Consider the following 22,826-nt stretch of genomic DNA (forward strand, 5'->3'; position numbering starts at 1 on the left):
TCTCGAACGACTGATTTCTTATCGTTAGTTGGAATAAGAAAGGACTTCATGAAACGTCTGCTGCTACCTGCGGTTCTTTCCGCATTGATGATCGCCGAAGTTCACGCCGAGTCCTTCACCATCTCCGATATTCGCGTTAACGGCTTGCAGCGCGTCTCCGCGGGCAGCCTGTTTGGCGCGCTGCCGCTCAACGTCGGCGAGGCGGCCGACGATCGCACGCTTACCGAAGCGACCCGTGAGCTGTTCAAGACCGGTTTCTTCCAGGACATTCAGCTGGGCCGCGACGGCAACGTGCTGGTCATCACCGTGGTCGAGCGCCCGTCGATCTCCAGCATCGAGATCGAAGGCAACAAGGCCATCAGCAGTGACGACCTGCTCAAGGGCCTGAACCAGTCCGGCCTGGCCGAAGGCGAGATCTTCCAGCGTGCGACCCTGGAAGGCGTGCGTAACGAGCTGCAGCGCCAATACGTGGCCCAGGGCCGCTACTCTGCCGAGATCGACGCCGAAGTGATTCCCCAGCCGCGCAACCGCGTGGCGCTGAAGATCAACATCAACGAAGGCAGCGTCGCCGCCATCCAGCACATCAACGTGGTCGGCAACAAGGTTTTCGCCGATGAAGACCTGCAGGACCTGTTCGAGCTGAAGACCACCAACTGGCTGTCGTTCTTCCGCAACGATGACAAGTACGCCCGCGAAAAACTCTCCGGTGACCTGGAGCGCCTGCGTTCCTATTATCTGGACCGCGGCTACATCAACATGGATATCACCTCCACCCAGGTATCCATCACCCCGGACAAGAAGCACGTCTACATCACCGTCAACATCGATGAAGGCGAGAAATTCACCGTTCGCGACGTGAAGCTCTCCGGCGACCTCAAGGTGCCGGAAGACGAAGTTCGCGCGCTGCTGCTGGTCAAAGAGGGCCAGGTGTTCTCCCGCAAGGTGATGACCACCACCAGCGAGCTGATCACCCGGCGCCTGGGTAACGAGGGTTACACCTTCGCCAACGTCAACGGCGTGCCCGAGCCGCACAACGACGACAACACCGTATCCATCACCTTCGTCGTCGATCCGGGCAAGCGTGCCTACGTCAATCGCATCAATTTCCGCGGCAACACCAAGACCGAAGACGAAGTACTGCGTCGCGAGATGCGCCAGATGGAAGGCGGCTGGGCATCGACCTACCTGATCGACCAGTCGAAGACCCGTCTGGAACGTCTGGGCTTCTTCAAGGAAGTCAACGTCGAGACCCCGCAGGTGCCGGGCACCGACGACCAGGTCGACGTCAACTACAGCGTCGAAGAGCAGGCCTCGGGCTCGATCACCGCCAGCGTGGGCTTCGCCCAGAACGCCGGCCTGATCCTCGGGGGCTCGATCACCCAGAACAACTTCCTGGGTAGCGGTAACCGCGTCAGCCTCGGCCTGACCCGCAGTGAGTACCAGAGCCGCTACAACTTCAGCTTCACCGATCCGTACTGGACCGAGGACGGCGTGAGCCTGGGCTACAACGCCTTCTACCGCACCACCGACTACGACGAGCTCGATGTCGATGTGTCCAGCTACTCGGTCGACAGCCTCGGCGCCGGCATCAACATCGGCTACCCGATCAGCGAGACCTCGCGCCTGAGCTACGGGCTGACCGTACAGCAGGACGAAATCAACACCGGTCGCTACACCGTCGACGAAATCTTCGACTTCACCCGTCAGGAAGGCGAGAAGTACGTCAACTTCAAGGCCTCCGTCGGCTGGTCCGAATCGACCCTCAACCGTGGCGTGCTGGCCAACCGCGGTCATTCCCAGAGCCTGGTGTTCGAGACCACCGTGCCGGGCAGCGACCTGTCGTTCTACAAGCTCGATTATCGCGGTCAGGTGTTCAAGCCGCTGACCGATACCTACACCATGCGTTTCCACACCCAGCTGGGTTATGGCGGCGCCTTCGGTTCGACCGGCAAGCTGCCGTTCTACGAGAACTACTACGCTGGCGGTTTCAACTCGGTACGCGGCTTCGAGGACAGCAGCCTGGGCCCGCGCAGTACGCCGAGCACCGGCAACAACCCGGGAACGCTGCGTGACCCGGACCAGGATCCGCTGCCGTTCGGTGGTAACGTATTGATCCAGGGTGGCGCCGAATTGCTGTTCCCGCTGCCATTCGTCAAGGATCAGCGTTCCCTGCGTACCGCCTTGTTCTGGGATGTCGGTAACGTCTTCGACACCGACTGCAGTGCCGGCCAGAAGCGCCGCGGCGACAGCTGCGACATCGATTTCGGCAACCTGGCCAGCTCGGTAGGTGTCGGCGTTACCTGGATCACCGCGCTCGGCCCGCTGAGCTTCAGCCTGGCGATGCCGGTCAAGAAGCCGGACGACGCCGATACCCAGGTCTTCCAGTTCTCCCTCGGCCAGACGTTCTAAGCGTCTGCTCACGAATCACCAAGACAGTTTTTCTGCAGGAGTTGCACCGTGCGTAAGTTGACTCAATTGGTTCTGTTAAGCGTCACCCTGCTGGCCACCCCGGCCTTCGCGGAAATGAAGATTGCCGTGCTCAACTACCAGATGGCCCTGCTCGAATCCGACGCGGCCAAGCGCTACGCGGTCGACGCCGAGAAGAAGTTCGGCCCGCAGCTGAACAAGCTGAAGACCCTGGAAAGCGACGCCAAGCGCATTCAGGATCGCATCGTCAAAGACGGCGAGAAGATGCAGACCGCCGAGCGTGAGCGCCTGGAGCTGGACTTCAAGCAGAAGGCCCGTGATTTCCAGTTCCAGTCCAAGGAGCTGAACGAAGCCAAGGCGGTTGCCGATCGCGACATGCTCAAGAAGCTCAAGCCCAACCTGGACAAGGCCGTTGAAGAAGTCATCAAGAATGGCAACTTCGACCTGGTGCTCGAGCGCGGCGCGGTCATCGATGTCAAACCGCAGTTCGACATCACCCGCCAGGTCATCGAGCGCATGAACCAGATGCGTTGATAATGTCCACACCGGTATTCACGCTCGGCCAATTGGCCGAACAGCTGGGCGCCACCTTGCGTGGCGCGGCTGATCAGACCGTCGACGGGCTGGCAACCTTGCAGGATGCCGGCCCGTCTCAGCTGACGTTCCTGTCCAACGCGCAGTATCGCAAGCACCTCGGCAGTTGCCAGGCCGCTGCGGTATTGCTGACCGCGGCGGATGCGGAGGGCTTTGCCGGCAACGCGCTGATCGTCGCCAACCCCTACCTCGCCTACGCGTCGCTGTCCCATCTGTTCGATCGCAAGCCCAAGGCTGCGGCGGGGGTACATCCTACCGCGGTGGTGGCCGAGGGCGCGCAGGTCGATCCGAGCGCCGCTATCGGCCCCTACGTGGTCATCGAGGCCGGGGCGAAAATTGCCGCCGGCGTGTCGCTGGGCGCGCATTGCGTGATCGGCGCACGCTCGGAAATCGGTGAGGGCGGCTGGTTGGCACCGCGGGTCACCCTGTACCACGACGTGCGCATCGGCAAGCGGGTGGTGATCCAGTCCGGTGCGGTGATCGGTGGCGAAGGCTTCGGCTTCGCCAACGAGAAGGGCGTCTGGCAGAAGATCGCCCAGATCGGCGGCGTGAGCATCGGCGACGACGTCGAGATCGGTGCCAATACCACCCTCGACCGGGGTGCACTGTCCGATACGCGTATCGGCAACGGCGTGAAGCTGGATAACCAGATCATGATCGCGCACAACGTGCAGGTCGGTGACAACACGGCGATGGCTGCCTGTGTCGGTATTTCCGGCAGCACGTCGATCGGCAAGAACTGTATGATCGCCGGCGGCGTTGGCATGGTTGGCCATATCGATGTCTGCGATGGCGTATTCGTGACCGGTATGACCATGGTCACGCGCTCGATTACCGAGCCCGGTGCCTATTCCTCGGGCACTGCCATGCAACCTGCAGCCGAGTGGAAGAAAAGCGTGGCGCGCATCCGCCAGCTGGACGACATGGCGCGGCGTGTGAAGCAGTTGGAAAAACAGCTCGCTGCCGTGACCTCGAGCGGGAATGCCTCATCTGATGCCTGAGCCGATGGCCGGCTCTCTTCTTTTTATTACAGGCTTCTCTGGAAATGATGGAAATCAACGAAATTCGCGAGTACTTGCCGCACCGTTACCCGTTCCTGTTGGTGGACCGGGTCACGGATCTGGATCTTGAGGGCAAGAGCGTTCGTGCCTATAAGAATGTCAGCGTCAATGAGCCATTCTTCAACGGCCATTTTCCCGAGCATCCGATCATGCCTGGCGTACTGATCATCGAGGCCATGGCCCAGGCCGCCGGTATCCTCGGCTTCAAGATGATGGGCGTGAAGCCTGCCGATGGCACCCTCTACTACTTCGTCGGCTCCGATAAGCTACGCTTCCGTCAACCGGTGGTACCGGGTGACCAGCTGATCCTCGAGGCCAAGTTCCTCAGCAGCAAGCGCAGCATCTGGAAGTTCGAATGCAAGGCCACGGTCGACGGTAAAGAAGTGTGCTCGGCCGAAATCATCTGTGCGGAACGCAAGTTATGAGTTTGATTGACCCTCGCGCCATCATCGATCCCAGCGCCAAGCTGGCAGACGACGTCGTCGTCGGCCCTTGGTCGATCATTGGGCCCGACGTAGAAATTGGCGAGGGCTGTGTGCTGGGTCCCAATGTGATCATCAAGGGGCCTACCCGTATCGGCAAGCACAACAAGATCTATCAGTTCGCCTCCCTGGGCGAAGACACCCCGGATCGCAAGTACAAGGGCGAGCCTACGCGCCTGGTCATCGGTGACCACAACATCATCCGTGAAGGCGTGACCATGCATCGCGGCACCATTCAGGACCGTGACGAAACCACCATCGGTGACCACAACCTGATCATGGCCTATGCCCACATCGGTCACGACAGCGTGGTGGGCAATCATTGCATCCTGGTCAACAACGTGGCCCTGGCCGGTCATGTGCACATCGGCGACTGGGCGATTCTGTCCGGCTACACCCTGGTGCACCAGTTCTGTCATATCGGCGCGCATGCCTTCGCCGGCATGGGCGCGGCGATCGGCAAGGACGTTCCGGCTTACGTCACCGTTTCCGGCAACCCCGCGGAAGCGCGCAGCATGAACTTCGAAGGCCTGCGTCGTCGCGGCTTCAGTTCCGAGGCGATGCAGGCGCTGCGCCGTGCCTACAAGATCGTCTACCGCCAGGGCTTCACCATCGAGGAAGCGCTGGTCGAGCTGGAAGACGTGGCGGCGCAGTTTGCCGAAGTGGCGGTGTTCCGCGATTCGATCCTGACCTCCAGCCGCGGCATCACCCGCTGACCCATGGCTGAGGTATTGCGTGTCGCGCTGGTTGCCGGCGAGGCATCCGGCGACATTCTCGGCGCGGGCCTGATGCAGGCACTCAAGGTGCAGCGCCCGAACGTCGAGTTCATCGGGGTCGGTGGCCCGCGCATGCAGGCCGAAGGGCTGGTCAGCGATTTTCCCATGGAGCGCCTGGCGGTCATGGGCCTGGTCGAAGTGCTGGGTCGGCTGCCCGAGCTGCTGTCGCGGCGCCGCCGCCTGATCGCCAGCCTGATCGAGCGCCAGCCGGATGTGTTCATCGGCATCGATGCACCGGACTTCACCCTGGGCGTCGAACTCAAGCTGCGCCAGGCCGGCATTCGCACCGTGCACTACGTCAGCCCTTCGGTCTGGGCCTGGCGGCAGAAACGCGTGTTGAAGATTCGCGATGCCTGCGACCTGATGCTTACCCTGTTTCCCTTCGAGGCGCAGTTCTACGAGGCGCACCAGGTACCGGTGTGTTTCGTCGGCCATCCGCTGGCCGATGCCATCCCGTTGCAGGCCGACCGCGCGGCGGCGCGCGAGCTGCTGGGCCTGCCGGGCGATGCGCCGGTAGTCGCCTTGTTGCCAGGCAGTCGCGGCGGTGAAGTGGCGCGACTCGGTAGCCTGTTTCTCGACGCGGCCGAGCGCCTGCGGGCGTTGCGCCCCGGCGTGCGCTTCGTGCTGCCCTGTGCCAGCGCCGAACGTCGCCAGCAACTCGAGCAGATGCTCGGTGGCCGTGACCTGCCGCTGACCCTGCTCGATGGTCGCTCCCACGACGCCCTGGCCGCCTGCGACGCGGTGCTGATCGCCTCCGGCACCGCCACCCTTGAAGCGCTGCTCTACAAGCGGCCGATGGTGGTGGCTTATCGCGTTGCGCCGATGACCTTCCGCATTCTCAAGCGCCTGGTGAAAAGTCCCTATATCTCGCTGCCCAATCTGCTCGCCCAGCGGCTGCTGGTTCCCGAGCTGATCCAGGAGGCGGCGACTGCCGAAGCGCTGGCGCAGACGCTGTCGCCACTGCTGGTCGACGGTGAGGTGCAGACCGAAGGCTTTGATGCCATTCACCGCACCCTGCGCCGCGGCGCTTCCGAGCGGGCCGCTGCCGCGGTGCTCGATCTGCTGGGGCGCAACTGATGCAGCTGGGCCTGGATTTCGCCACCGTCGAGGAGCTGGTCGCCGGTGTCGACGAAGTGGGCCGCGGGCCACTGTGTGGCGCGGTGGTGACCGCCGCGGTGATTCTCGATCCGGCGCGGCCGATTGTCGGCCTCAACGATTCCAAGAAGCTCAGCGAGGCGCGGCGCGAGAAGCTGTTCGACGAGATCCGCGAAAAGGCCCTGGCCTGGTGCATCGCCCGCGCCGAGGTGGAAGAGATCGACCGCCTGAATATCCTGCATGCCACCATGCTGGCGATGCAGCGTGCGGTCGAGGGCCTCAGCGTGCAGCCGAAACTGGCGCTGATCGACGGCAACCGCTGCCCGAAACTCTCGGTGCCCAGCGCACCGGTGATCGGTGGCGACGCCCAGGTACCGGCGATTGCTGCGGCCTCGATTCTCGCCAAGGTCAGTCGTGATCGCGAAATGCGCGAGCTCGACGCCCTCTACCCGGGCTACGGCATCGCCCTGCACAAGGGCTATCCGACCCCCGTTCACCTCGAGGCCCTGATTCGTCTGGGCCCGACTCCGATTCACCGGCGCTCCTTCGCGCCGGTGCGCCGTTTGCTGGAAGCCGCCACCTTCGGTTGAGTGCAACGACTCGCTGTCGGGCTTGCCAGTTACGGTACAATCCGCGTTTTGTCGCTTTTCCTGCAGGGCTTCTTCATGGCTGTTTCCTTCGTTCATCTTCGCCTGCACACCGAATACTCCCTGGTCGATGGCCTGGTCCGCGTCAAGCCGCTGGTCAAGGCGGTGGCCGGGGCTGGCATGCCGGCCGTGGCGGTCACCGACATGAGCAACATGTGCTCGCTGGTGAAGTTCTACAAAGCCGCCATGGGCGCCGGCATCAAGCCGATCTGCGGTGCCGACATCTGGCTGGCCAGCGCCTACGAAGACGGCCCGCTGACCCGCATGACCCTGCTGGCGATGAACCCCAAGGGCTATCGCAACCTCACCGAGCTGATCTCCCGCGGTTGGAGCGAAGGGCAGAGCAACGACCTGGTGATAATCCAGCGCGACTGGGTGAAGGAGGCCAGCGAAGGCCTGATCGCCCTGTCCGGCGCCAAGGAAGGTGAAATCGGTCATGCGCTGCTCGATGGCGAGCCGGCCAAGGCCGAAGCCCTGCTGCAGGAATGGCAGGCCGTGTTCCCGCAGCGTTTCTACCTGGAAGTGCAGCGCACCAGCCGGGTCAATGACGAAGAGCACGTGCATGCTGCCGTGGCGCTGGCCGACAGAGTCGGCGCCCCCCTGGTGGCCACCAACGACGTGCGTTTCCTCAAGCAGAGCGATTTCGAGGCCCACGAAACGCGCGTGTGCATCGGTGAGGGGCGGATTCTCGACGACCCGCGGCGGCCGCGGATCTATTCCGACCAGCAATACCTCAAGTCGCCGGAAGAGATGGCCGAGCTGTTCAGCGACCTGCCCGATGCCCTGCAGAACAGCGTCGAGATCGCCAAGCGTTGCAACATCGACGTGCAGCTGGGCAAGTACTTCCTGCCGGATTTCCCGGTGCCCGAAGGCATGACCATCGACGAGTACTTTCGCAAGGTGTCGTTCGATGGCCTCGAGGAGCGCCTGCAAGTCCTGCTGCCCAAGGACACCCCGGATTACGATGCCAAGAAGCAGGTGTACATCGACCGGCTGAATTTCGAGCTGGATATCATCATCCAGATGGGCTTCCCCGGTTACTTCCTGATCGTTATGGACTTCATCCAGTGGGCCAAGAGCAATGGCGTGCCGGTCGGTCCCGGTCGTGGTTCAGGTGCCGGCTCGCTGGTGGCCTACGTACAGAAGATCACCGACCTCGACCCGCTGGCCTACGACCTGCTGTTCGAGCGCTTCCTCAATCCCGAGCGGGTATCGATGCCCGACTTCGACGTCGACTTCTGCATGGACGGCCGCGACCGGGTCATCGATTACGTGGCCGAGAAGTACGGCCGTAATGCGGTGAGCCAGATCATCACCTTCGGTTCCATGGCGGCCAAGGCGGTGGTGCGTGACGTGGCGCGGGTGCAGGGCAAGTCCTACGGCCTGGCGGATCGTCTGTCGAAGATGATCCCCTTCGAGGTCGGCATGACCCTGGAGAAGGCCTACGAGATGGAGGAGCCGCTGCGCGACTTCCTCAAGGTCGATGAAGAGGCCGCCGAGATCTGGGAGATGTCGCTCAAGCTCGAAGGCATCGTGCGCGGCACCGGCAAGCACGCCGGGGGCGTGGTGATCGCCCCGACCAAGCTGACCGACTTCGCGCCGATCGCCTGTGACGAGGAGGGCGCCGGCCTGGTGACCCAGTTCGACAAGGACGACGTCGAGCAGGCCGGCCTGGTCAAGTTCGACTTCCTCGGCCTGCGCACCCTGACCATCATCAAGTGGGCGCTGGAAACCATCCATCGCGACCAGCGTGCTGCCGGCGAGCCGGAAGAGAACCTGGTCAACATCGACTTCATCCCGCTCGATGACAAGCCGACCTACCAGATGCTGCAGAAGGCCGAGACCACTGCGGTGTTCCAGCTTGAATCGCGCGGCATGAAGGAGCTGATCAAGAAGCTCAAGCCCGACTGCCTGGAAGACATGATCGCCCTGGTGGCGCTGTTCCGTCCCGGCCCGCTGCAGTCCGGCATGGTGGACGACTTCATCAACCGCAAGCACGGCCGTGCCGAGCTGTCCTACCCGCACCCGGATTACCAGTACGCCGGCCTGGAACCGGTGCTCAAGCCGACCTACGGGATCATCCTCTACCAGGAACAGGTCATGCAGATCGCCCAGGTCATGGGCGGTTATACCCTCGGCCAGGCGGACATGCTGCGCCGCGCCATGGGCAAGAAGAAGCCCGAGGAGATGGCCAAGCAGCGCGGTGGCTTCATCGAGGGCTGTGCCAGCAATGGCATCGATGCCGAACTGGCGGGCAACATCTTCGACCTGGTGGAAAAGTTCGCCGGCTACGGCTTCAACAAATCCCACTCCGCCGCCTACGGCCTGGTGTCCTACCAGACCGCCTGGCTGAAGGCCCATTACCCGGCGCCCTTCATGGCGGCGGTGCTGTCGGCGGATATGCACAACACTGACAAGGTGGTGATCCTCATCGAGGAATGCCGCAACATGAAGCTGCGCATCGACCCGCCGGACGTGAACGCCTCGGAGTTCAAGTTCACGGTCAGCCACGATGCCAAGCAGACCCAGCGAATCCTGTACGGCCTCGGTGCGGTAAAGGGCGTGGGCGAGGGCCCGGTGGAGGCCATCGTCGAGGCGCGCCAGGACGGCCCGTTCAAGGATCTGTTCGACTTCTGCTCGCGGGTCGACCTCAAGCGCATCAACAAGCGCACCATGGAGGCGTTGATCCGCAGCGGCGCGCTGGATCGCCTGGGCCCGCATTTTCACGACGAGCTCAAGGCCTACCAGGCCAATATCGACCGCAACCGTGCGGTGCTGCTGGCCGCGATGGAGGAGGCGGTGCAGGCTGCCGAGCAGACCGCACGCAGCCACGACAGCGGCCATATGGACCTGTTCGGTGGCGTGTTCGCCAGCCCCGAAGCGGACGTTTATGCCAATCATCACCGGGCCAAGGAGCTGTCGCTCAAGGAGCGCCTCAAGGGCGAGAAGGACACCCTGGGCCTGTACCTGACCGGCCACCCGATCGACGAGTACGAAAGCGAGGTGCGGCGTTTCGCCCGTCAGCGCATCGTCGACCTCAAGCCGGCCCGCGACACCCAGACCATCGCCGGTCTGATCGTCAACCTGCGGGTGATGAAGAACAAGAAGGGCGACAAGATGGGCTTCATCACCCTGGACGACCGTTCCGGGCGTATCGAAGCCTCGCTGTTCGCCGAAGCCTTCGCCAACAACCAGGCGTTGCTGCAGAGCGATGCCCTGGTGGTGGTGGAAGGCGAGGTCAGCAACGACGATTTCTCCGGCGGCATGCGCCTGCGTGCCAAGCGGGTGATGAGCCTGGAGGAGGCGCGCACCGGCCTGGCCGAAAGCCTGCGGGTCAAGGTGCAGGCCGCGGCGCTCAAGGGCGACCGGCTGCGCTGGCTGGGCGAGTTGTGCCAGCGCCACCGTGGTGCCTGCCCGATCACCCTGGACTACACCGGCGCCGATGCCAAGGCCTTGCTGCAGTTTGGCGAGCAGTGGCGTATCGACCCGGCCGACAGCTTGATTCAAGCGTTACGTGACCAGTTCGGGCGAGAAAACGTCTTCCTGCAATACCGCTGAAATAGCGGCGCTGAAAAGCAGTGGCTCAGGCCGCTCTTTTCGGCCCTGACACTGCATGTTTGCCCCTGGTGCGAGCAGATCCTATGATTTGCTGCCGTGCGAATGCCTGGCGCATTTGCCGGCATTTTCGCCGGAAGTGCATTGCAGGTGTCGACCTGAAGGCGCCTGTTCCTATAAGGTAGGCGCCAATTGGATACACGCTCCCCGGCCCTTTTGGCCGTCGACGCATGACGGATGCCTATGAACCCGAATTATCTCGATTTCGAACAGCCGATTGCCGACCTGCAAGCCAAGATCGAAGAGCTTCGTCTGGTTGGTAACGACAACTCCCTGAACATCGGCGACGAAATCGCCCGCCTGCAGGACAAGAGCAGCACGCTCACCGAGAGCATCTTCAGCAATCTGACCAGCTGGCAGATCGCTCGCCTCGCGCGTCACCCTCAGCGTCCATACACCCTGGACTACCTGCAGCACATCTTCACCGAATTCGACGAACTGCATGGCGACCGCCACTTCTCCGACGACGCGGCCATCGTTGGCGGTGTCGCGCGCCTCAACGGCCAGCCGGCGATGGTCATCGGCCATCAGAAAGGCCGTGAAGTGCGTGAAAAGGTGCGCCGCAACTTCGGCATGCCGCGCCCGGAAGGCTACCGCAAGGCCTGCCGTCTGATGGAAATGGCCGAGCGCTTCAAGATGCCGATCCTGACCTTCATCGACACCCCCGGTGCCTACCCGGGTATCGACGCCGAAGAGCGTGGGCAGAGCGAGGCGATCGCCTGGAACCTGCGGGTCATGGCGCGCCTGAAGACGCCGATCATCTCCACCGTGATCGGTGAGGGTGGTTCCGGCGGCGCACTGGCCATTGGCGTGTGCGACAACCTCAACATGCTCGAGTACTCGACCTATGCGGTGATCTCGCCGGAAGGTTGCGCCTCGATTCTGTGGAAGACCGCCGAGAAGGCGCCGGAAGCTGCCGAGGCCATGGGTATCACCGCCGAGCGCCTGAAAGGCCTGGGCATCGTCGACAAGGTGATCGCCGAGCCGCTGGGTGGTGCACACCGCGACCCGGGCGCTGCTGCCGAATCGATCCGTCAGACCCTGGTCGCGCAGCTCGAGGAGCTGAGCAAGCTCGATACCGACGCGCTGCTCGCCCGTCGCTACGAGCGCCTGATGAGCTACGGCATCGCCTGATGCCGCTTCACCCCGCAAGCAGGCCAATCGCCCCGATGGCCGTCATGCTTGCGGGGGCGCTTCACTGACCCCATGTCTCTCGAATCCGCCGTGCTGGCACGCCTTGCGGCGTGGCGTGATGCACCGCTCTGGCGGGTAGCCTATTCCGGCGGGCTCGATTCTTGTGTGCTGTTGCACCTGCTTGCCAGGGCGGCCCAGCACCATGAGCTGCCGCCAATCCGCGCCGTTCACGTCCATCATGGCTTGCAGGCCGCTGCCGAAGGCTGGCCTGCGCACTGTCGGCAGCTGTGTGACGAGCTGGGCGTTGCCCTGGATGTGCAGTACGTGCAGGTCGCCCCGGGTGCCAGCCTGGAGCGCGCCGCCCGCGAGGCACGTTACGCGGCGTTTGCCGGGCTGATGGTGCCGGGTGAGGTGCTGCTGCTGGCCCAGCACCAGGATGACCAGGCGGAAACCTTGCTTTATCGCTTGCTGCGTGGCGCCGGGGTAAGCGGCCTGGCGGCGATGGCGCATAGTCGTCGCCTGGGGCCGGGGCATGCCGTCAGGCCGCTGCTGGATGTGCCACGCAAGACGCTCGAGGCCTACGCGGCCAGCCAGGGGCTGCGCTGGGTGGAAGACCCTTCGAACGGCGACACCGGCTTTGCCCGCAATTTTTTGCGCCAGGACATCCTGCCGCGCCTGGCCGCTCACTGGCCCGCTGCATCCGCGGTGCTGGCCCGTGCGGCGGCTCATCAGGCCGAGGCCCAGGCCTTGTTGCAGGAGCTCGCCGAAATCGACCTGCAGCGCTCGCGGCGGCGCTTGGCCGTTTCATGGTTGAACATTCCCTGCCTGGATCTGCCGGCGCTGCGCCAGTTGTCCGAGGCGCGCCAGCGCAATGTGCTCAGGCACTGGCTGGGCGACCAGACGCGCATGCCGGACAGTCGCCATTGGCAGGGTTGGACGGATCTGCGTGATGCCGCCCCTGATGGCACGCCGCTGTGGCGCCTGGAAAGCGGCGAGCTGCGCCGGCATGGCGATCGGTTGCTGTGGCTGGGCGCTGGGTGGCACACGCCCTGGTCGAGTCATGAGCAGCCCTGGCCAACGGTGCGCCAGCCCCTCGAGTTGCCTGGCAATGGCGTCGTTAGGTTGGTCGGGCAGGTTCCCGATGGGCGACTGAGCATCGGTTATCGGCAGGGTGGGGAAGTGCTCGATGTGCCGGGGCGAGGTCGGCGTGATCTCAAGCGTTTGTTGCAGGAAGCCGGTGTGCCCGAGTTCATCCGTCCGCGGCTGCCGCTGTTGCGCCGCGACGGTCAGGTGGTGGCGGTCGCCAACCTGCCACTCGACCCGGCCATCGGTGAGCTGCATTGGCAATTCTCTACGCTGGTGCGACCAGTTCCGCCTGGGTGACTGCCGTAGCGCTGACGCTTGCATCTAACCTACGGATTTGCAAGGTATTTGCAGGGCTGGCGGAATTCTGCCGGCAAGCGCTTTGTTGCCTTGCGGGCTTGCCGTTCTTCCCCACTCAAGACGTTTCCGGTAGACTACGCTCCCGTCTCTATTCAGGTATTCGCTGCTTCTTTCAGAAGCGGTGGATGTTTGCTATTTGCCGGCATGGTTCGCCATGTTTGCTAAGGTGAACCAAGGCCTTCTCTGCTCCCCGGCGGCTTGACCGTCACTGCTGACTTCTTAGGGTTTTTCATGACGCGCTTCATCTTCGTCACGGGTGGTGTTGTTTCTTCATTGGGGAAAGGCATCGCCTCGGCATCCTTGGCGGCAATCCTGGAGGCGCGGGGCCTGAAGGTCACGATGCTCAAACTGGATCCGTACATCAACGTCGATCCGGGCACCATGAGCCCGTTCCAGCATGGTGAGGTGTTCGTCACCCACGATGGCGCCGAGACTGACCTCGATCTGGGTCACTACGAGCGTTTCATCCGCACCACCATGACCAAGAGCAACAACTTCACCACCGGCCGCGTGTACGAAGACGTACTGCGCAAGGAGCGCCGTGGTGACTACCTGGGTGCCACCATCCAGGTCATCCCGCACATTACCGACGAGATCAAGCGCCGCATCATCAAGGGTGCCGGTGACGCCGATGTCGCCATGGTCGAAATCGGCGGCACGGTCGGCGACATCGAGTCGCAGCCGTTCCTCGAGGCCATCCGCCAGCTGCGTTTCGAAGTGGGCGCCAAGCGCGCCATGCTGATGCACCTGACCCTGGTGCCGTACATCGCTACCGCCGGCGAAACCAAGACCAAGCCGACCCAGCACTCGGTCAAGGAACTGCGCTCCATCGGCCTGCAGCCGGACGTGCTGGTGTGCCGCTCCGATCACCCGATCGACCTGTCGTCGCGCCGCAAGATCGCCCAGTTCACCAACGTCGAAGAGCGCGCGGTCATCGCCCTGGAAGACGCCGACACCATCTACAAGATCCCCGGCATCCTGCACTCGCAGGGGCTGGATGATTTCGTCGTCGAGCGTTTCGCCCTCGAATGCCGCGGTGCCGATCTGTCCGAGTGGGATCGCGTGGTCGATGCCAAGCTGAACCCGGAAAAAGAAGTCAACATCGCCATGGTCGGCAAGTACATGGAGCTGCTGGACGCCTACAAGTCGCTGATCGAAGCGATGAGCCATGCCGGTATCAGCAACCGCACCAAGGTCAACCTGCGCTACATCGATTCCGAAGACATCGAGAACAACGGCACCGACCTGCTGCAGGGCGTCGATGCCATCCTGGTGCCGGGCGGCTTCGGCCTGCGTGGCGTGGAAGGCAAGATCAAGACCGTTCAATACGCTCGTGAGAACAAGATTCCTTACCTGGGTATCTGCCTGGGCATGCAGGTGGCGGTCATCGAATTCGCCCGTAACGTGCTGGGCTGGAGCGACGCCAACTCCACCGAGTTCGACATCGCCAGCAAGCACCCGGTGGTCGGCCTGATCACCGAATGGCAGGACGCGACCGGTGCCACCGAGCTGCGCACCGAAGCTTCCGACCTGGGCGGCACCATGCGCCTCGGTGCTCAGGATTGCCAACTGCAGGCCAACTCCAAGGTTCACGACTGCTATGGCAAGGACGTGATCGTCGAGCGCCATCGCCACCGCTATGAAGTGAACAACAACCTGTTGCCGCAACTGATCGAAGCTGGCCTCAAGGTCACCGGTCGCTCCGGCGATGGCGCATTGGTCGAGGTGGTGGAGAGCGCCGATCACCCGTGGTTCGTGGCCTGCCAGTTCCACCCCGAGTTCACCTCCACGCCCCGTGACGGCCACCCGCTGTTCAGTGGTTTCGTCAACGCCGCGCTCGCGCACCAAGCTAAGAAGGCCTGACCCATGACCCAGAAGACCGTTCGTGTCGGCAACATCGACATCGCCAACGACAAGCCTTTCGTGCTGTTCGGCGGCATCAACGTGCTGGAGTCCCGCGAGCTGGCCATGCGCGCCTGCGAGGAATATGTGCGGGTGACCGACAAGCTCGGCATCCCTTACGTATTCAAGGCCAGCTTCGACAAGGCCAATCGCTCCTCGGTCAGCTCCTTCCGCGGCCCCGGCCTGGAAGAGGGCATGAAGATCTTCGAGGAAGTGAAGAAGACCTTTGGCGTGCCGGTGATCACCGATGTGCATGAACCCCACCAGGCCCAGGCGGTGGCCGATGTCTGTGACATCATCCAGCTGCCGGCCTTCCTGTCCCGGCAGACCGATCTGGTGGTGGCCATGGCCAAGACCGGTGCGGTGATCAATATCAAGAAGGCGCAGTTTCTGGCTCCCCAGGAGATGAAACATATTCTCGCCAAGTGTGTCGAAGCCGGGAACGATCAGTTGATCCTCTGCGAGCGTGGCTCCTCCTTCGGGTACAACAACCTGGTGGTGGACATGCTGGGCTTCGGCATCATGAAGGCCTTCGAATACCCGGTGTTCTTCGATGTCACCCATGCCCTGCAGATGCCGGGTGGCCGTTCGGATTCCGCGGGCGGGCGTCGTGCCCAGGTCACCGAGCTGGCCAAGGCCGGCATGAGCCAGGGCCTGGCAGGCTTGTTCCTCGAGGCCCATCCGGATCCGGAAAACGCCAAGTGCGACGGCCCCTGTGCACTGCGCCTGGACAAGCTGGAGCCGTTCCTCGCCCAGCTCAAGCAGCTGGATGATCTGATCAAGAGTCAGGATCCGATCGAAACCGCCTGAGGGCGTTTCCCGGTCTCGTCTGTTTCACCGCCCGGCCCGTTGGCCGGGTTTGTCTGTCCGCCTGGCCACCCTCGAGCGTGGCCGGTAGCGGTCGCCGAATGCTGCAGTGCGTTTTCGACAACTTCTGGAGAGCTTACAAGAATGGCAAAGATCGTCGACATCAAGGGTCGTGAGGTTCTCGACTCCCGTGGCAACCCCACCGTGGAAGCGGACGTAATCCTCGACAACGGCATCGTTGGCAGCGCCTGTGCGCCGTCGGGTGCCTCCACCGGTTCGCGCGAAGCGCTGGAACTGCGTGATGGCGACAAGAGCCGTTACCTGGGCAAGGGCGTGCTGAAAGCCGTGGCCAACATCAATGGCCCGATCCGCGACGCGCTGCTGGGCAAGGACCCGGTTGACCAGAAGGCCCTCGACAAGACCATGATCGAGCTCGACGGTACCGAGAACAAGGCCAAGCTGGGCGCCAACGCCATCCTCGCCGTGTCCCTGGCTGCCGCCAAGGCCGCTGCCCAGGATCAGGATCTGCCGCTGTACGCGCACATCGCCAACCTCAACGGTACCCCGGGTCAGTACTCCATGCCGGTGCCGATGATGAACATCATCAACGGCGGCGAGCATGCCGACAACAACGTCGATATCCAGGAGTTCATGGTTCAGCCGGTTGGCGCCAAGACCTTCTCTGACGGCCTGCGCATGGGCACCGAAATCTTCCACCACCTCAAGGCCGTGCTCAAGGCCCGTGGCCTCAACACCGCCGTGGGTGACGAAGGCGGTTTCGCGCCGAACCTGGCCTCCAACGAAGACGCTCTGTCCGCGATTGCCGAAGCCGTGGCCAATGCCGGCTACAAGCTGGGCAGCGATGTGACCCTGGCCCTGGACTGCGCGGCTTCCGAGTTCTATGAAGACGGCAAGTACAACCTCTCCGGTGAAGGCAAGTCGTTCGACGCCGAAGGTTTCGCCGAGTACCTGAAAGGCCTGACCGAGCGTTTCCCGATCATCTCCATCGAAGACGGCCTGGACGAATCCGACTGGGCGGGCTGGAAGATCCTCACCGACAAGATCGGCGCCAAGGTGCAGCTGGTTGGCGACGACCTGTTCGTGACCAACACCAAGATCCTCAAGGAAGGCATCGACAAGGGCATCGGTAACTCGATCCTGATCAAGTTCAACCAGATCGGCTCGCTGACCGAAACCCTGGAAGCCATCCAGATGGCCAAGGCGGCCGGCTTCACCGCGGTGATCTCGCACCGTTCGGGCGAAACCGAAGACAGCACCATCGCCGACCTGGCCGTGGGTACTGCCGCTGGTCAGATCAAGACCGGTTCGCTGTGCCGTTCCGACCGCGTGTCCAAGTACAACCAGCTGCTGCGTATCGAAGAGCAGCTGGGCGCCAAGGCGCCGTACCGCGGTCGCGCCGAGTTCCGCGGCTGAGTCAGGTGCGTGCGGCAGGGTTAAACAATCCTGCCGCGCGGCCTTCCTGGAGCACCGCCAGGCGCACTGGTGGCCTTGCCGGATACCGATGACGCAGGGAGAATCCACGGATGTCCGCCGCCGCGACCCTTTCCTACCCGAGTGCCTCACCTGTCATGCGTAGTCCTTACTGGCTATTTCTCGCTCTGATCCTCGTACTTGCAGGCCTGCAGTATCGCCTGTGGGTGGGCGAGGGCAGCCTGGCCCAGGTGGCCGAGCTGCAGCAGCAGATTGCCGAGCAGCAGGGTGAGAACGAGCGGCTGCTGGAACGCAACCGCATCCTCGATGCCGAGGTGATGGAGCTGAAGAAGGGCATGGAAACCGTCGAGGAACGTGCCCGCCATGAGCTGGGCATGGTCAAGGACGGCGAAACCCTCTATCAGTTGGCTGAATGAACACACCTGATCTGCCGTCGTTCTGGGCGGTGATTCCCGCCGCCGGTATCGGCAGCCGCATGCGCGCCGACAAGCCCAAGCAATACCTGCAGCTGGCCGGCAAGAGCATTCTCGAACACACCCTCAACTGTTTTCTCGATCACCCCTGCCTGCGTGGCGTGGTGGTCAGCCTGGCCGAAGACGATCCCTTCTGGCCCTCCCTCGCCTGTGCCCGCGATGGGCGAATCCATACCGCCGCCGGCGGTGCCGAACGTGCCGACTCGGTGCTCAACGCCTTGCTGCGCCTGGCAGAGCTGGGTGCCGGCGAGCAGGATTGGGTACTGGTGCATGATGCCGCACGGCCCAACCTGGCGCCGTCCGACCTTGATCTTCTGCTGGCCGAATTGGCCGATGATGAAATAGGCGGGCTGCTGGCGGTGCCAGCTCGCGATACCCTCAAGCGCGTGGGCCGCGATGGCCGTGTGCGTGAAACCATCGACCGCTCGGTTATCTGGCAAGCCTATACACCGCAGATGTTTCGCCTCGGCGCCTTGCATCAAGCCCTGGCGGAAGCGCTGGTATCGGACGTCGCAGTGACCGACGAGGCCTCGGCCATGGAATGGGCCGGGCGGTCGCCGCGCCTGATCGAAGGCCGGGCGGACAACCTCAAGGTCACCCGCCCGGAAGACTTGCATTATCTGGAGCGCCTCTGGCGAGGCCGCCACTGAGTCACCGGCTCAGTGAATCCACTTCTTGGCGTTCTTGCCGATGTTTCGTTCCAGCACCGACGTCAGCTTGTCCATCGCGCCATCGATGGCCTGCTGCAGTTCGCTGGCGTCGTAGGACACCGACATGGGGTCGCGGCCCTTCATGCGTGCCTCGACCTTGCAGCGCTTGTCCTGGGGGCCGCTCTTCAGGGCGTTCTCGTCGGAGAGGTGGATTTCCACCCGGGTGAGGTGCTCTTCGTAGCGCTGCAGTTTGTCGCGCACTCGACCGCGAATGTCAGTCTTGAATGCCATGGAGGTGTCGACGTGCTTTCCGCTGTTGACCATGACCTGCATAACCCTGTTCTCATGCTGGTGGATTCACAACGACCCGAACGGGGCCTCATGGGTTACGACGAGGCATGGGCGGGTGGGTTCGCGGGTGGTTGTGACATTCTATGAGCGCCAGGCCGGCCGATCGCCGCCCTCAGGCGTATTCAGGCGTATTCAGGGCGTTGCGCGAGACCGTAACGTAATGCGTCGATCAGTTGCCGGACCTTTGGCGACAGGTGTCGCTGCTGCGGGTACAGCGCCCACACCGCGGTATTGGGCGGCTGATGATTGTCGAGCAGCGACACCAGGGCGCCGCTGCGCAGGTGCTCGAGCACGTAGTAGTCCGGCAACTGGCACAGACCGAGCCCGGCCAGGGCGGCGTCCAGTACGGCCTGGCCGCTGTTGCAGCGCCAGTTGCCATTGACCCGTTGCGAGGCTTCGCGGCCTTCGAGCTGGAAGGTCCAGACGTCGCTGCTGCCGATCAGGCAGTTGTGCCGGGCCAGTTCCGACAGGCTGTGCGGGCGGCCATAGTGCTGCAGGTAGTCAGCCGACGCGCACAGGTACATGCGCCGAGGTGCCAGGCGGGTCGCCAGCATGCGTGAGTCCGGCAGGCGGCCGAGGCGAATGGCGATGTCGAAGCCGTCCTGCACCAGGTCGAGGGTGCGATTGCTCAGCTCGATGTCCACCGACAGTCGCGGGTGGCGCGCCATGAACGCGGTGACCAGCGGCACGATGAAGCGCTCGCCATAGGCCACTGCGCAGGTCATGCGCAGCAAGCCCTTGGGCTCGCTGCCCAGGTCGCCAATGGCGTTCAGCGCCTCCTCGCGGGCGTCCTGCAGGCGCTGGCAGTGCTGCAGGAATGTCTGGCCGGCCTCGGTCAGCGCCACCTTGCGCGTGGTGCGGTAGAACAGGCGAGTGTGCAGGCGTTCCTCGAGGCGCGCGATCTGCCGGCTGACCTGTGACGATGACAGGCCCAGGCGCTCGGCGGCGGCGCTGAACTGGCCACATTCTGCAACGGCCACGAATTCATCCAGCCCTTCCCAACGATTCATGGTGCCTCGCGCATGACGGCTAATTATCCCTGTAGAGCAATAATGTTTTGCATTCTGCCTGATTATTTCGGTTGATGGCTCTACTACACTGCTTGCCATCGCAATTCACCTGGAGAGCCCAGCATGATCAAGTCGCGCGCCGCCGTAGCCTTTGCCCCCAACGAGCCGCTGAAAATCGTCGAGGTGGACGTCGAGCCGCCAAAGGCTGGCGAGGTGCTGGTGCGCATCGTTGCCACCGGCGTCTGCCATACCGATGCCTACACCCTGTCCGGTGCCGATTCCGAAGGTGTGTTCCCGTCCATTTTGGGCCATGAGGGTGGGGGCATCGTCGAGGCCATCGGCGAAGGCGTGACCTCCGTGGCCGTCGGTGATCACGTGATTCCGCTGTACACCGCCGAATGCGGCACGTGCAAGTTCTGCCTGTCCGGCAAGACCAACCTGTGCAGCTCGGTGCGTGCCACCCAGGGCAAGGGCCTGATGCCCGACGGCACCACGCGCTTCAGCTACAACGGCGAGCCGATCTATCACTACATGGGCTGCTCGACCTTCTCCGAGTACACCGTGCTGCCGGAAGTCTCCCTGGCGGTCATTCCCAAGGAGGCCCCCCTGGAAAAGGTCTGCCTGCTCGGGTGTGGCGTGACCACCGGCATCGGTGCCGTGCTCAACACTGCCAAGGTGGAAGAGGGCGCTACCGTGGCGATCTTCGGCCTGGGTGGCATCGGCCTGGCGGCGATCATCGGCGCCAAGATGGCCAAGGCCTCGCGGATCATCGCCATCGACATCAATCCGGCCAAGTTCGACGTGGCCCGTGAGCTGGGCGCCACCGACTTCGTCAACCCGAAGGATCACGACAAGCCGATCCAGGAGGTCATCGTCGAGATGACCGACGGCGGCGTGGACTACAGCTTCGAGTGCGTCGGTAACGTGCAACTGATGCGCGCGGCCCTGGAATGCGCCCACAAGGGCTGGGGCGAGAGCGTGATCATCGGTGTCGCCGGCGCTGGTCAGGAGATCAGCACCCGTCCGTTCCAACTGGTGACCGGTCGCGTCTGGCGCGGTTCGGCGTTCGGTGGCGTCAAGGGCCGCAGCGAGCTGCCGAGCTACGTCGAAAAATCGCAGCGTGGCGAGATCCCCCTGGACACCTTCATCACCCACACCATGGGCCTGGAGCAGATCAACGAAGCGTTCGATCTGATGCACGATGGCAAGAGCATCCGCACCGTCATCCACTATTGATCAGTGGGGCGGGTAACGCCGTCGCCTGACGGCTGGCCCGCCCGTGAGGATTCGTCATGACCTTGGAAATCGTCTCCAGCAACAAGAGCTTCGGCGGCTGGCACAAGCGCTACAAGCATCGCTCCACATCGCTCAACTGCGACATGGTGTTCGCCGTCTACCTGCCGCCGCAGGCCGAAACGGGCGCCAGGCTGCCGGTGCTGTACTGGCTCAGCGGCCTGACCTGCACGGACGAGAACTTCATGCAGAAGGCCGGCGCCCAGCGCATGGCCGCCGAGCTTGGCCTGATCATCGTCGCCCCCGATACCAGCCCGCGTGGCGAGGGCGTGCCGGACGATGCCAATGGCGCCTACGATTTCGGTCTGGGTGCTGGCTTCTACGTCAACGCCACCCAGGAACCCTGGGCGCGCCACTACCGCATGTACGACTACGTGGTGCAGGAATTGCCGGCGCTGATCGAGGCCAACTTCCCGGTTTCGGACAAACGCGGTATCGCCGGCCACTCCATGGGCGGCCACGGTGCGCTGATCTGCGCGCTGAAGAATCCGGGGCGTTATCAGTCGGTGTCGGCGTTCTCGCCAATCAGCAATCCGCTGAATTGCCCATGGGGCGAGAAGGCTTTCAGCAACTACCTGGGTGAAGACCGTTCGCGCTGGCGCGAGTGGGATGCCAGCGTGCTGATCGCCGAGGCCGGCGAGAAGCTGCCGATTCTGGTTGACCAGGGCGACCGCGACGATTTTCTCGACGGGCAATTAAAACCCCATGCGCTGGAAGCGGCAGCCAAGGCGGCGAATCATCCGCTGACCCTGCGTCTGCAACCGGGTTACGACCACAGCTATTACTTCATCGCCAGCTTCATCGAGGATCACCTGCGTCATCATGCTGATGCGCTGGCTGGCTGAGGCCTCTGGTTCAAAGCATTCGCGGGCAGGGACTGGGCGTCCCCGCCCGCTCCCACAACGTGATCTCTCGTGGGAGCGGGCCATGCCCGCGAAGCGATAGAAAATTCAACGAACTAAAAGGGCGCTGCAGACCAGGTCTGCAACGCCCTTTTTGTTTTGCCGGACGATTATTCGCCCAGGCTGGAACGCAGCATCCAGGCGTTCTGCTCATGCACGCCGATACGCGCTACCAGCATGTCGTGGGTGAACAGGTCGCCAGCCTCTTCGGCCAGCTCCGCGAACTCGCTCATGCGGCGGGCAACGGTCTCGTTGTCGAGCACCAACTGCTTGATCATCTGCGGCGTGGTGCCGTGGGGTGCCTCGTTGTCGATCACCGTCAGCGCGCGGAAGGTTTCCCCACCGGTGGGTACCAGCTTGCCCAGGGCACGGATCCGTTCGGCGATCTCGTCGGCGGCCTGGTGCAGTTCGTTGTACTGCTCGTCGGTCAGCTTGTGCAGGCCATAGAAGTTGGCGCCCTGCACGTTCCAGTGCACACCCAGGGTCTTCACGTACAGGGTGTAGCTGTCGGCCACTGCCTTGGTCAGCGCTTCGGCGACTTTTTCGCGGGCACTGCCATCGACGCTGGTGTTGATGCTCAGGCCATCGCCCTTGAGTTTCGACGGTGCGGCTTTCGGCGCGGCTTTTGCCTTGGGTTTAGCGACTGCAGGTTTTTTTGCTACGGCCATGATGCTCTCCATGGTTGCTGGAATTTCTGCTACCTCTTGTCGAC

General features: G+C 63.2%; 20 protein-coding genes. 17 read left to right on the forward strand and 3 right to left on the reverse strand.

Annotated features, from left to right (window positions below):
• Positions 1–48 precede the first annotated feature (48 nt).
• The 15 genes from bamA to ispD all read left to right on the forward strand — a co-directional run bounded on the left by bamA (position 49) and on the right by ispD (position 18,558).
• Positions 49–2,409 carry an outer membrane protein assembly factor BamA gene (gene bamA, locus QYS36_RS11660; protein ID WP_308839636.1) on the forward strand — a complete coding sequence of 787 codons (2,361 nt, stop codon included), beginning with the start codon at positions 49–51 and terminating at the stop codon, positions 2,407–2,409.
• Between the two features lie 48 nt (positions 2,410–2,457).
• Positions 2,458–2,961 (forward strand): OmpH family outer membrane protein, encoded by a 504-nt coding sequence (locus tag QYS36_RS11665; RefSeq protein ID WP_070884108.1) that lies wholly within the window; start codon positions 2,458–2,460, stop codon positions 2,959–2,961.
• Positions 2,961–4,022: a UDP-3-O-(3-hydroxymyristoyl)glucosamine N-acyltransferase gene (gene lpxD, locus QYS36_RS11670; RefSeq protein ID WP_308839770.1), complete on the forward strand. Its 1,062-nt coding sequence runs from the start codon at positions 2,961–2,963 to the stop codon at positions 4,020–4,022. Before QYS36_RS11665 ends, lpxD begins: the two co-directional genes overlap by 1 nt.
• A gap of 44 nt (positions 4,023–4,066) precedes the next feature.
• Entirely contained in the window at positions 4,067–4,507 is a 441-nt protein-coding gene (gene fabZ, locus QYS36_RS11675; protein WP_073261661.1) for a 3-hydroxyacyl-ACP dehydratase FabZ, read from the forward strand.
• Positions 4,504–5,280 (forward strand): acyl-ACP--UDP-N-acetylglucosamine O-acyltransferase, encoded by a 777-nt coding sequence (lpxA, locus tag QYS36_RS11680; RefSeq protein WP_308839637.1) that lies wholly within the window; start codon positions 4,504–4,506, stop codon positions 5,278–5,280. Before fabZ ends, lpxA begins: the two co-directional genes overlap by 4 nt.
• A 3-nt stretch (positions 5,281–5,283) precedes the next feature.
• On the forward strand, positions 5,284–6,417 hold the full coding sequence (lpxB, locus tag QYS36_RS11685) for a lipid-A-disaccharide synthase (RefSeq protein ID WP_308839638.1): 1,134 nt from the start codon (positions 5,284–5,286) through the stop codon (positions 6,415–6,417).
• A complete protein-coding gene (rnhB, locus tag QYS36_RS11690) occupies positions 6,417–7,025 on the forward strand; it encodes a ribonuclease HII (protein ID WP_308839639.1) in 609 nt (202 codons plus the stop codon). Before lpxB ends, rnhB begins: the two co-directional genes overlap by 1 nt.
• A gap of 75 nt (positions 7,026–7,100) precedes the next feature.
• Positions 7,101–10,640 carry a DNA polymerase III subunit alpha gene (gene dnaE, locus QYS36_RS11695; protein WP_308839640.1) on the forward strand — a complete coding sequence of 1,180 codons (3,540 nt, stop codon included), beginning with the start codon at positions 7,101–7,103 and terminating at the stop codon, positions 10,638–10,640.
• Between the two features lie 240 nt (positions 10,641–10,880).
• Positions 10,881–11,831 carry an acetyl-CoA carboxylase carboxyltransferase subunit alpha gene (locus QYS36_RS11700; RefSeq protein ID WP_308839641.1) on the forward strand — a complete coding sequence of 317 codons (951 nt, stop codon included), beginning with the start codon at positions 10,881–10,883 and terminating at the stop codon, positions 11,829–11,831.
• A 72-nt stretch (positions 11,832–11,903) separates the two neighbouring features.
• Entirely contained in the window at positions 11,904–13,214 is a 1,311-nt protein-coding gene (gene tilS, locus QYS36_RS11705) for a tRNA lysidine(34) synthetase TilS (RefSeq protein ID WP_308839642.1), read from the forward strand.
• 291 nt (positions 13,215–13,505) lie between these two features.
• A complete protein-coding gene (locus QYS36_RS11710) occupies positions 13,506–15,137 on the forward strand; it encodes a CTP synthase (protein WP_308839643.1) in 1,632 nt (543 codons plus the stop codon).
• 3 nt (positions 15,138–15,140) lie between these two features.
• Positions 15,141–15,986 (forward strand): 3-deoxy-8-phosphooctulonate synthase, encoded by an 846-nt coding sequence (gene kdsA, locus QYS36_RS11715; protein WP_308839644.1) that lies wholly within the window; start codon positions 15,141–15,143, stop codon positions 15,984–15,986.
• Positions 15,987–16,127: 141 nt separating this feature from the next.
• Positions 16,128–17,417 (forward strand): phosphopyruvate hydratase, encoded by a 1,290-nt coding sequence (gene eno / locus QYS36_RS11720; protein ID WP_308839645.1) that lies wholly within the window; start codon positions 16,128–16,130, stop codon positions 17,415–17,417.
• Positions 17,418–17,572: 155 nt separating this feature from the next.
• Positions 17,573–17,851: a cell division protein FtsB gene (ftsB, locus tag QYS36_RS11725; protein WP_308839771.1), complete on the forward strand. Its 279-nt coding sequence runs from the start codon at positions 17,573–17,575 to the stop codon at positions 17,849–17,851.
• Positions 17,848–18,558 (forward strand): 2-C-methyl-D-erythritol 4-phosphate cytidylyltransferase, encoded by a 711-nt coding sequence (ispD, locus tag QYS36_RS11730; protein ID WP_308839646.1) that lies wholly within the window; start codon positions 17,848–17,850, stop codon positions 18,556–18,558. Before ftsB ends, ispD begins: the two co-directional genes overlap by 4 nt.
• 9 nt (positions 18,559–18,567) lie before the next feature.
• On the opposite strand, the gene QYS36_RS11735 is transcribed toward ispD, so the two are convergent.
• Both QYS36_RS11735 and QYS36_RS11740 read right to left on the reverse strand, forming a co-directional pair.
• Positions 18,568–18,891 carry an HPF/RaiA family ribosome-associated protein gene (locus QYS36_RS11735; RefSeq protein WP_308839647.1) on the reverse strand — a complete coding sequence of 108 codons (324 nt, stop codon included), beginning with the start codon at positions 18,889–18,891 and terminating at the stop codon, positions 18,568–18,570.
• 140 nt (positions 18,892–19,031) lie between these two features.
• Entirely contained in the window at positions 19,032–19,919 is an 888-nt protein-coding gene (locus QYS36_RS11740; RefSeq protein WP_308839648.1) for a LysR substrate-binding domain-containing protein, read from the reverse strand.
• 123 nt (positions 19,920–20,042) lie between these two features.
• Between QYS36_RS11740 and QYS36_RS11745 the strand changes: the two genes are divergently transcribed.
• Both QYS36_RS11745 and fghA read left to right on the forward strand, forming a co-directional pair.
• Positions 20,043–21,155 carry an S-(hydroxymethyl)glutathione dehydrogenase/class III alcohol dehydrogenase gene (locus QYS36_RS11745; protein ID WP_308839649.1) on the forward strand — a complete coding sequence of 371 codons (1,113 nt, stop codon included), beginning with the start codon at positions 20,043–20,045 and terminating at the stop codon, positions 21,153–21,155.
• 56 nt (positions 21,156–21,211) lie between these two features.
• Positions 21,212–22,057 (forward strand): S-formylglutathione hydrolase, encoded by an 846-nt coding sequence (gene fghA, locus QYS36_RS11750; protein WP_308839650.1) that lies wholly within the window; start codon positions 21,212–21,214, stop codon positions 22,055–22,057.
• A gap of 167 nt (positions 22,058–22,224) precedes the next feature.
• On the opposite strand, the gene QYS36_RS11755 is transcribed toward fghA, so the two are convergent.
• Positions 22,225–22,782 (reverse strand): Dps family protein, encoded by a 558-nt coding sequence (locus QYS36_RS11755; RefSeq protein WP_308839651.1) that lies wholly within the window; start codon positions 22,780–22,782, stop codon positions 22,225–22,227.
• Between the last annotated feature and the right edge of the window lie 44 nt (positions 22,783–22,826).

The organism is Pseudomonas sp. G34 (assembly GCF_031119625.1).
Lineage (GTDB): Bacteria > Pseudomonadota > Gammaproteobacteria > Pseudomonadales > Pseudomonadaceae > Aquipseudomonas.